The sequence below is a fragment of the Paenibacillus camelliae genome (assembly GCF_023715345.1).
GTDB lineage: Bacteria > Bacillota > Bacilli > Paenibacillales > Paenibacillaceae > Pristimantibacillus > Pristimantibacillus camelliae.
Genome location: NZ_JAMBNY010000001.1, coordinates 1,282,183 through 1,292,267 on the forward strand (window position 1 = coordinate 1,282,183; position 10,085 = coordinate 1,292,267).

The window sequence follows — 10,085 nt, forward strand, 5'->3', positions numbered from 1 at the left end:
TTATATAGTTATCGGTATTTGTCCGTGCAGATGCAGATGCATGTGCAATGCTTTCATACCTTTAAGTTTGATTCTATTCATTAGAAGTCACAGATTGAACTTCCAAATCCGTCAGCTCTATATCCTTTGAGAATTGTGAGCGTAATCCTAGCTTTCCTACTAAAAACGGATGTTCATCCGTATAAGAAAATACTTCATGGCCATCCACCTGAACGGTTATCGTCTCAGCCACTGCCTCTATAGTTAATGAAACTTCCTCATTTCTCGGCAGCTTTATCTTTTCAGCATGAAGCATTACCGCATCATAATTAAGCTTATATAACTCTAGCTTGGTTGGCGTTACAGCGACATAATAGCCGCTTAACGCATCAGTAACCTGATGAGGAAAATCCGACTCATTCGTAACTCTTAACAGCACGCCGGCATTACCCGAAGCATCATCACCCAATCTGACTGTAGTTCTAATGCGGTAATCACTCCAGCCTGTGCTGCCACCATACAGCTTCACATCCTGCTGATCGTTTAATCCGCTATGCCATCCGCTATTTATTCTCCACTCACCATGCATGTCCTCAGCTGTGGATTGCTCTAGTAATCGATCGATAGAATATTCCTCCGTATTTACGGTTACAAAGCTCATGTTCGACCACGTTAGCTTACCCTTCACTACCCGAATCGTAATGGTGTGATAGCCCTGCTCCAGCTTAATCGTACCTAGACCTAAGTTTCTCCACGACTGTGGACTATCCGAATCATGCAGCGATGCATCACTATGCAGCGCTTGTAGCTTAAATCGGCTTACCTGCTCATCATCCACGATTAATTCGAGCTCAACATCTTCATGCGATGAAGGCACCGTCATAGTCGCCATATAGTCGCCAGCTTCTGAAACATTCACACCATAACGTAGCCAGTCTTTACTGCTATTAAGCTGCACAGCATAATCGCCCAAGCCTGTCTCTTCAATATGGACACCATCTGTAGTACGGATCGGCGACTGCTTGCCCTTATCCGTCACATAAAAGCCGTGCTTCTCGCCTTGCAAGTAATGTATTCCCTCAATTGTACCGGGTATTGGCTTAAGTACATCATAATCACTAGAACCTGCAGCAGCATTGGCAAAAGCCGTATAATGTAACGTTGGCTTCAAGCCCTCATATAGATAGCCAATAGCACCGCCAGTCGTACCCATTGCTGTAATCTGTTCACCGTTCAGGCTCATTAGCTGCACCCCATCCCAATACACATCCAGGCCATGCTCGTGTTGTGCAATACGTATCGCATGCAATACGGTCCAATCTATATCAGGCAGTAAGTCTCGCTTCCCAAGCTCAGCTGCGGAGCCATCTCGAATGCTTGCTACAGCTAGCTTTTGCTGATGAGGCAGTAAAACTACGGCGTCATAATTGCTCGCATCGCTATAATTAAATATAAGCTCTAGCACACCTTGCTCTGCTAGCTCATCCAGCGAAAAGTTGTATTCAGCAGTAAATACTTCATTTGTTGATTGAAGGCTTATAATCATTTCCTCGTTTTCACTAGATTGAACACGCCATAGTGCCTCGTCTATGGACTCATCAAGGTGAGCAGCCAGCTCAGGCATACGCGGCACAGGCTGCTTGAAGTTAGTAGGCCCTAGCAGATCCATTTTGCTGCCATTGAAAACAAGTCTGTCTATATTCATCGAACGCACGGGAGGTCCTTCTGCAGAGCTACCTAATAAATTGTGATAGACCAAATAGTAGGAATCCATATCGGGACCGAGTACCGTCGAGCTGTGACCTAGACCGTAAAAATCACCCTCTGTATGAACCGCGATCAGATTGTTCTGAGGCATAGTATATGGGCCAAGCGGTGATTGCTCCGCAACTGTGTAATGAATTCGATAGCCTTTACTAAACACATGATTGCCTGTGAGTGTCATGTAATACAATCCATTACGCTTAATAATCATGGAGCCTTCCGTCCAATGACCAAGGTATGCACCTGAGATGACTTGACCGTTATCAAACTCCGTAGGTGAAGGCATACTCATGCCAACGATGCCTGAAGTGCCTGCATGAGTGAAATACCATTGTCCATCATCATCGATAAATACAGAGCCATCGATGCTCATTCCAAGATTTTCTGTGACGCGCTTGAAGGGACCCTCCGGTAAATCGCTCTCGTATACGTAATGCCCGTTTCCAGCAGGAGATGTGTATAGATAAAACTTACCATTCCAGTAAACAACCTCAGGTGCATAGGCTCCTGTAGACTCTGCATCATCGGCTACCAAGCCAATATACGTCCAATCCACTAAATTGTTCGAGCGCCACGCTTTAATACCCGTGCGATGATCCTTCGTGCTTACATACAAGTAATATTGACCGTTATATCTCATAACGAAAGGATCGCCATTGCCATAATCGTCCCATTCCTGTTCCAAGCTAGGGAAGGGATTGGCGTAGCTGCTTGAATAATTGTCCAAATTAAGCACCTCCGCTTTTTCTAACTTTGTACAGCTTACAAGCACCAGTACTGTTACTAACGCCACGAACACCGCTACCCATTTTCCGTTAAAGTAAGCTCTCATCGAGATCATCCCTTAATACCGCTTATCGCCAGCGATTCAATAAAGTAACGTTGGCAGAAAAAGAATACTATAATAACTGGTACCATCGCGATAATTGCTGCTGCCATAATAATCGGATAATTGGATTGACCGATATATAAAGCTTGCATCGAAGCGATTAGAACTTGAATTGTTTGTTTCTCAGGTGTGTGCAAATAAATAAGCGGACCGAGAAAATCATTCCATATTCCCATAAAGCCTAAGGCAGCTTGAGCTGCAAGTGCAGGCTTCATAACCGGGAGAGCGATAGACCAAAAGATCCTTGGAAAGCTGCAGCCATCAATTTTTGCTGCTTCAATCAAATCATTGGGTAGCGCACTAGAAATAAATTGACGAATGAAGAAGATAACGACAATATTCCCGAACAGTCCGGGTACAATTAACGGCAGCAGTGTGTCTACCCAGTCTAACCATGAGAATCCGATAAACTGAGGAATCATTACGACTGAATAAGGAATCATCATCGTACCAAGCAAGCCGAGAAATAACGCACCCTTAAAGGGAAATTCAAACTTCCCGAAGGCATAGGCACTCATTGCAGCTACGAGCAAGCCAATCGTTAATACAACGACAACAATAATTAAACTGTTAGCAAAGCCATTAAGCAGGGGCGCTTGCCGCCAAACCTCCACATAATTGCTAAAGTTCATTGGATCAGGAATCCACTTAGGAGGAATTTCGAACACATTGCGCTGTGCTTTTAATGATGTGGATAGCGTCCAGATAAATGGGGCAATCATGAAGATCAAGCCCGCAAAAAGCAGCAGCAACGCCCAGTAGTCGGCCATTTTTTTGTATTTCATCCTGACACCCCTTTAGTCTTGATACACCCAACGATCGGCAAATTTGAACTGAATGAGTGTAACGATAAATATCAATATACCAAGCAGCCAAGCAGCAGCACTTGCAAAGCCCATATTAAAATACTTAAATGCATGCTGGAATATATAATAAACGATTGTTGCTCCGCTATATTCAGGTCCACCGTCTACAGCTAGCACATAGATCTGGCTGAACGATTGAAAGGCTCCAATAATCCCCATAACTAATACAAAGAAATGAATAGGTGATAGTAACGGTAGCGTAATTCTCATAAATTTTTGCCAGCCGTTCGCCCCGTCAATTTCTGCTGCTTCATAATAAGTAGATGATACCGATTGCAGTCCCGCCAAATATAAGACCATGTTTCCGCCAAGTCCGCCCCACAGCCCAATCAGTATTAAAGAAGGCTTTACCCAAGCTGCATCGCCCAGCCAGTTGGGACCTTTAATGCCGAACCAGTTCCACAAAACATGATTGAGCAAGCCGTAATCTTGGTTCAATATCCACTGCCACAATAAGGAGACAGCGATAATTGGAGAGATAACAGGCAAGTAGTACATCGTTCTTAAGAATGAAATCCCTTTAATTGAACGATTCATCAGGATGGCGAGCAATAAGGATAGCGCCATACCGATGGGAATTCCGATCATCAGATAAACCGTATTAAATAGAGATTTGAACACCTTCTCGTCCTTGAAAAGCTCAATATAATTCTCGAACCCAACCCACGATGGCGTTGAGATCATATCCCATTTCTGAAAGCTAATAAAGATTGAAAACAGCATAGGCGTTAAACCAAAAATTAAAAAGCCCAGCACTGGAGGAGCTACAAACAAATACAGCCAAGCAAGCTCTTTTTTGCGATAACCGTTCAGCTTTATATTCACTTCATTCACCTCGAATCGAAAAGGAGCGACAGCGAGTAAACGGCTGTCACTCCTGATGTCTAATTATTTATTGAATTTATCATAAAGCTCTTGCATCTTCGGTTGAATTTCTGCTGTAAATTGCTGTGCTGATACTTCACCATTCCATACGCGGCTTGCTTGCTGCCAGAATAAATCAATCCATTGTGTATCCTTTGAAAAGGCTGGTACATCGGGACGTCCGTAATCCTCAATGATGTCGAGGAATACTTGTCGACTAGCCGGAGCTTTATCACTTGCTAAAAACTCCCCTTTAGACAAATCGATCAAATTCGGTACCGCTTGCCCCAGCTCATAGTTTTGGCGCTGACCATACTCATCGAGTGACAAAAATGCAGCTAAGTCAAATGCCTCTTGTGGGTGCTTTGATTTATTAGAAATCGCGAAGCCCATCGATCCAAGCCATGTTGCTGTCTCTCCCGTTGTTGGACTGGCTGGCCATGCCGCAATATCCCAGTTAAATGGCAGCTCCCAGAATGCCGGTTGATCCCACGGCCCCATCGCAAACATCGCCAATTGACCATTCAAGAAACGTGTATAGCCGTTCATTGATTGCTCGGCTTCGACATTCGGGCTCACCCCGTGGACTAATGTTAAGTCTGCGACAAATTGCATCGCATCGTAGAACGCTTGCTCGTTCACCAGCACCTGTCCTGTATCATAATCGATAAAATTGCCACCGTTCGCCCATACAGCTGACTCCAGACTATATGCGGCTACACCGTATTGTTCAGGCTTTCCATCACCATTCTCATCGACCGTTAACTGCTTAGCAGCGTCTAGCAGATCATCCCATGTCCATTCACCAGCTACAGCTGAAGGCGGTGTAATGCCCTTGTCATCGAATAAATCCTTATTGTAGACAAATGCCCATGGTCCTACATCTTTAGGCAAGCCATAAAGATCACCCGATCCAACCTTTGCCCCATCATAGCGATATCGGTCTAACGCTTGAGACCAAACATTGTCTGGATCAAATAAATCCGTTTCATCCAAATAAGGCTGTACATTCAATACCGTTCCCGCCTCAGCGAATCGATAGAATTCTGAGCCACCTACATAAAACACATCCGGTGCTTTACCTGAGCTAATGAGCGTCGTTAGCTTTTGAGAATATTCACCTGGCGGCACCGAGGTATATTTTACAGTGACATGCGGATATTTTTCTTCAAATGAAGCAATAAGCTTTTCGAAAATGCTTTTTTCATTTGGGTTACCATGTCCCATAAATTCGATCGTAACCGGATCTTTGTCAGCGACTGTGTCAGAAACTGTCTGAGTTGTCTGTTTGGAGCTTTGATTGTTATTACCGTTGTTTGCAGCTTGATTACTTGAACCACCGTTGCTACAAGCGGTTACCAACATCGTTGTAGCTAGTAAAACCAAACTTGACCATTTCAGCCTCTTATTCATAACTATCCCCTCGTCTTTATATATTTAATGAAAGCGCTTTAGAACAATAATAGTGTATATTAACATAAATTTATATATTGAATTCAGTATAAAATTAGGTTTTCCATACTAAAGTAACGGGTACAATGATTCGCTGCGGATCGTATTTTCCTGAAATCTGTTCATGTAATAGCTCCAGTGTAATCCTGCACATTTCAGCTTCATTTTGACGAATATAAGATACGCCTGGAAGATTGGGCGGATCAAAGGTTATGAGCTCTAAGCTTTCAGGTACAGGCTTATTCAGCTGCTTCGCAGCAAGATAGGTATAGCTGCATAGCTCGGTATTGGCAGTAAATGCTGCAGTAATGTAAGGATGCTCCTCTAAAAATTGATAAATCAACTGTTCGGCTTGACCCGAAACAATTTTGTCCAGCGGTAGCAAGCACCACACATTTTTATCAATCGATAAACCACGCTGCAAGTAAGCCTGCTCAAAGCCTTGCGCGCGCTCATCTGTCACAGAGTTTGTAATTTCCGGCGATATAAATGCAATGGTAGAATGCCCTTTATCTAGCAGGTGTGATACCGCTTCATATGTTCCTCTTACATTATCCGAGCTTACACTATACGTTTTAACTTCCTTCAAAAAGCGATCAATTAAAACAAGCGGAAAGCGATCGAGTGATAGTCGCAGAATAGAATCATTGTACATCTCATTCTCAACAGGAAAGATAATGATTCCGTCCACTCCTTGTCGTAAAAAAGAAGCTATCACCTCTGATTCCTCCTCTTGCGACTCCCTCGTGATGCGAAGCATCAGCTCGAGACCATACTTCGACGCATACTTCTCAATATGATCTAAGAAACGCTGATCAACCTTCGTTTTCATTGTAGGCAGTATGAGGCCTATTCTACCGCTTTTTGCATTTATCATCGACCAATCATCGGCTATTCCTCCAGAGTTTGCCTCTTCGGTACGTTTTGCTACAAATGTTCCCTTCCCTTGAATTCTTACTAACAAGCCTTCTTCGGTTAAACCAATTAGTGCATTTTTACTTGTAATAAGACTTACTCTGTATGTAGTTGCGAGCTCTTTCTCAGAAGGAATCCGATCACCCTCTCGCAGCTTGCCTATCGCTATCAATCTTCTAATATCCTCTTGGATTTGCTTATAGAGCGGTAAATTCTTCATAGTACACAACCTTTATATTAAGTATATTAAATATATGTTTATACTATATTTATATACTATTTAGACAAATAAAAAAAGAGAGCATCGCTCTCTTTTCAATAATTTTATCAAATTTATTTATTTTCAATGTACATGACTTCAATATATTCACGTCTAGGCTCATAAACACCTTCGAGCTGTTCAAGTAATAATTTCACTGACTCCTGACAGATCTTCTCTTCTTGCTGCCTAATATACGAAAAGACATAATCAACATCATCAAATGTACTATGTACGATATCTTTTCGGCCTGCAGCAGCGAGTACCTTTTTTACGATTTCAGCAAGATAAGCGTTCACAGTGAAGATAGCGGTGATTTCTGGATGCTCCATTAGAAATTGCGTAATTTTTTGCTCGCTTAAACCAGCATCTATTTCTTGCAGGCTCAGCATGCACCATAATGATTTATCAATAGACATGCCTACATCAATAAATGCATGTTCATAGCCCTTTGCTCGTTCATCTGTTGCCGTATTCGTTATCTCAGGGCTAATATAAGCAATTTGTGTATGGCCTAGCTGCAATAATTTGCTGATCGCCGTATGTACACCACCCATATTATCCGAGCTAACGCTGTAAGCCTTTATCTCCTTCAGGTAACGATCGATTAGTACCATAGGATAACGATCGAGCGTTAATCTCAATATAGCATCACTATAGCTTTCCTGCTCCACTGGAAAGATGATGAAGCCTTGGACTCCACTTTCGCGAAAGCGCTCAATAGCTTTTTTTTCCTCTATCGACGATTCGCGTGAAATACTTATGAGTACATTCAGCTCTGCCTCACGACAATAGCGCTCTAAACCATCGAGCAGCCTTTGATCAATATTGGTTTTCATCGACGGTAGAATAAGCGCGATGGTGTTACGGAACTGGTTTGTATGCTTGTATGCAACATTAGCTTCAACGTCAGTAGCAGGCTGAATAGCTTTGACAAAAGTACCTTTCCCACGCAACCGTTCAACATATCCTTCTGCAGCTAATAATTGTAAAGCGTGCTTTGATGTAATTTGACTTACACCATAACGCTCGGCGAGATTTTTCTCCGTTGCAATCATGTCACCAGGCTTAAGATCGCCAGTTTGTATTTGGTTGATAATATCGTGCTTAATACGCATATACAATGCCTCAACCATTCATTAACCCTCATCTCATCTTATCTCAATTATGGTATATCTCAATATGAATATATTTAGTATAGCTAATTTTTCTTTTCGTTGATACTATATCCTCATGATTTCTTAACTTTCATTCTAGAAACTAACAACTTATAAAAAAGCTCATTAGAGATTATCTCTAATGAGCTGTCCGTTATTATAGTGGTACCGGTGAGAGGACTCGAACCTCCACGGGTCTCCCCATTCGATTTTGAGTCGAACGCGTCTGCCATTCCGCCACACCGGCTTATGTTACTTGCGTACTCCTGCCCTCACCAATTTGGATCTATGACATAAAGTGGCGCGGCCTAAGAGATTCGAACTCCTGACCTTTTGATTCGTAGTCAAACGCTCTATCCAGCTGAGCTAAGGCCGCACATTATTAATCTATTATGGAGGCGCCACCCAGATTTGAACTGGGGAATAAAGCTTTTGCAGAGCTTTGCCTTACCACTTGGCTATGGCGCCAATGTATGAATGGAGCGGAAGACGGGAATCGAACCCGCGACCCTCGCCTTGGCAAGGCGATGCTCTACCGCTGAGCCACTTCCGCATAAATGGCTGGGGATCAAGGATTCGAACCTTGGAATGACGGAGTCAAAGTCCGTTGCCTTACCGCTTGGCTAATCCCCAACAATTAACTCAAGTTTTACTTAAATGGGGCGATCGATGGGACTTGAACCCACGAGTGCCGGAGCCACAATCCGGTGCGTTAACCCCTTCGCCACGACCGCCATATTCATAAGTTGTAAGATTCCACTGGCAGGGGCAGCAGGAATCGAACCCACACCAAAGGTTTTGGAGACCTTTGTTCTACCTTTAAACTATGCCCCTGTAGGAATGGTGGGAGATGATGGATTCGAACCACCGAACTCGTAGAGAGCAGATTTACAGTCTGCCGTGTTTAGCCACTTCACTAATCTCCCATACAAATGGTGCCGCCTAGAGGACTTGAACCCCCAACCTACTGATTACAAGTCAGTTGCTCTACCAATTGAGCTAAAGCGGCATATCTAAACGCTTAGTGGTGGCTCGGGACGGAATCGAACCGCCGACACGAGGATTTTCAGTCCTCTGCTCTACCGACTGAGCTACCGAGCCGAATGTTGCTGTAATGGCGGAGCTGACGAGATTCGAACTCGCGGTCTCCTGCGTGACAGGCAGGCATGTTAGGCCTCTACACCACAGCTCCGTACAACAATTCGGTACTTCTTTAATTGGTTGCGGGGACAGGACTTGAACCTGTGACCTTCGGGTTATGAGCCCGACGAGCTGCCAACTGCTCCACCCCGCGTCATTAAAAGATATTACTATTGGGTCCCTGAAAAAGTAATCGGTATAAGCATCTTTAGCTTTTCTTCACTTTTTTAGGAATAGTTATATGGTGGAGGATGACGGGATCGAACCGCCGACCCTCTGCTTGTAAGGCAGATGCTCTCCCAGCTGAGCTAATCCTCCATTGTTGGTGACCCGTAGGGGATTCGAACCCCTGTTACCTCCGTGAAAGGGAGGTGTCTTAACCCCTTGACCAACGGGCCTTGTATTACTTAGAAATAAATCTGGCGGAGAGCTAGGGATTCGAACCCTAGATACCGGATAAGGGTATACACGATTTCCAATCGTGCTCCTTCGACCACTCGGACAGCTCTCCATATATGGCTCCCCGAACAGGACTCGAACCTGTGACAACTCGATTAACAGTCGAGTGCTCTACCAACTGAGCTATCAGGGAACAAATGCTCAAAATATATTTGAGCTTTTCAAGGTTTGAACCTTGAAAACTGGATATGAAAGTTGTGAATCTCCAAAGGTGAATCAAGCAGAAGCATATGCTTCCGATGTGACTTATGAATCTTCGCTTACGCTCCGTATTCAAAGTCTGTAGGATAAGCCCTCGACCGATTAGTACTGGTCAGCTCCATGCATTGCTGCACTTCCAC

General features: G+C 43.7%; 6 protein-coding genes and 16 tRNA genes. All 22 read right to left on the reverse strand.

Annotation, left to right across the window (positions count from 1 at the left end; all coding sequences use genetic code 11):
* Positions 1-73 precede the first annotated feature (73 nt).
* The 22 genes from M3180_RS05785 to M3180_RS05890 all read right to left on the reverse strand — a co-directional run bounded on the left by M3180_RS05785 (position 74) and on the right by M3180_RS05890 (position 9,877).
* Positions 74-2,575 carry a family 43 glycosylhydrolase gene (locus M3180_RS05785; protein ID WP_251666312.1) on the reverse strand — a complete coding sequence of 834 codons (2,502 nt, stop codon included), beginning with the start codon at positions 2,573-2,575 and terminating at the stop codon, positions 74-76.
* A gap of 5 nt (positions 2,576-2,580) precedes the next feature.
* The gene (locus M3180_RS05790; RefSeq protein WP_251666313.1) at positions 2,581-3,417 is read right to left on the reverse strand and encodes a carbohydrate ABC transporter permease; all 837 of its coding nucleotides are present in this window, start codon (positions 3,415-3,417) and stop codon (positions 2,581-2,583) included.
* A 12-nt stretch (positions 3,418-3,429) separates the two neighbouring features.
* The gene (locus tag M3180_RS05795) at positions 3,430-4,323 is read right to left on the reverse strand and encodes a carbohydrate ABC transporter permease (protein WP_251666314.1); all 894 of its coding nucleotides are present in this window, start codon (positions 4,321-4,323) and stop codon (positions 3,430-3,432) included.
* Positions 4,324-4,386: 63 nt separating this feature from the next.
* Entirely contained in the window at positions 4,387-5,775 is a 1,389-nt protein-coding gene (locus tag M3180_RS05800) for an ABC transporter substrate-binding protein (protein ID WP_251666315.1), read from the reverse strand.
* 94 nt (positions 5,776-5,869) lie between these two features.
* Positions 5,870-6,949: a GntR family transcriptional regulator gene (locus M3180_RS05805; protein ID WP_251666316.1), complete on the reverse strand. Its 1,080-nt coding sequence runs from the start codon at positions 6,947-6,949 to the stop codon at positions 5,870-5,872.
* A gap of 113 nt (positions 6,950-7,062) precedes the next feature.
* Positions 7,063-8,124, reverse strand: a complete 1,062-nt coding sequence (locus M3180_RS05810; protein WP_251666317.1) for a GntR family transcriptional regulator — start codon at positions 8,122-8,124, stop codon at positions 7,063-7,065.
* Positions 8,125-8,308: 184 nt separating this feature from the next.
* A tRNA-Leu gene (locus M3180_RS05815) sits at positions 8,309-8,392 on the reverse strand.
* 52 nt (positions 8,393-8,444) lie between these two features.
* A tRNA-Arg gene (locus M3180_RS05820) sits at positions 8,445-8,521 on the reverse strand.
* A gap of 17 nt (positions 8,522-8,538) precedes the next feature.
* Positions 8,539-8,613: transfer RNA gene (locus M3180_RS05825), tRNA-Cys, on the reverse strand.
* A 10-nt stretch (positions 8,614-8,623) separates the two neighbouring features.
* Positions 8,624-8,698, reverse strand: a tRNA-Gly gene (locus M3180_RS05830).
* A 5-nt stretch (positions 8,699-8,703) separates the two neighbouring features.
* Positions 8,704-8,778, reverse strand: a tRNA-Gln gene (locus tag M3180_RS05835).
* Positions 8,779-8,803: 25 nt separating this feature from the next.
* A tRNA-His gene (locus tag M3180_RS05840) sits at positions 8,804-8,879 on the reverse strand.
* Positions 8,880-8,905: 26 nt separating this feature from the next.
* A tRNA-Trp gene (locus tag M3180_RS05845) sits at positions 8,906-8,979 on the reverse strand.
* Between the two features lie 7 nt (positions 8,980-8,986).
* Positions 8,987-9,071 (reverse strand) — tRNA-Tyr (locus M3180_RS05850).
* A gap of 7 nt (positions 9,072-9,078) precedes the next feature.
* Positions 9,079-9,154: transfer RNA gene (locus M3180_RS05855), tRNA-Thr, on the reverse strand.
* Between the two features lie 16 nt (positions 9,155-9,170).
* Positions 9,171-9,246 (reverse strand) — tRNA-Phe (locus tag M3180_RS05860).
* A 14-nt stretch (positions 9,247-9,260) separates the two neighbouring features.
* Positions 9,261-9,337: transfer RNA gene (locus M3180_RS05865), tRNA-Asp, on the reverse strand.
* Positions 9,338-9,363: 26 nt separating this feature from the next.
* Positions 9,364-9,439: transfer RNA gene (locus M3180_RS05870), tRNA-Met, on the reverse strand.
* A gap of 88 nt (positions 9,440-9,527) precedes the next feature.
* Positions 9,528-9,603 (reverse strand) — tRNA-Val (locus M3180_RS05875).
* Positions 9,604-9,608: 5 nt separating this feature from the next.
* Positions 9,609-9,683: transfer RNA gene (locus M3180_RS05880), tRNA-Glu, on the reverse strand.
* Between the two features lie 22 nt (positions 9,684-9,705).
* Positions 9,706-9,796 (reverse strand) — tRNA-Ser (locus M3180_RS05885).
* A 5-nt stretch (positions 9,797-9,801) separates the two neighbouring features.
* Positions 9,802-9,877 (reverse strand) — tRNA-Asn (locus M3180_RS05890).
* Positions 9,878-10,085 lie beyond the last annotated feature (208 nt).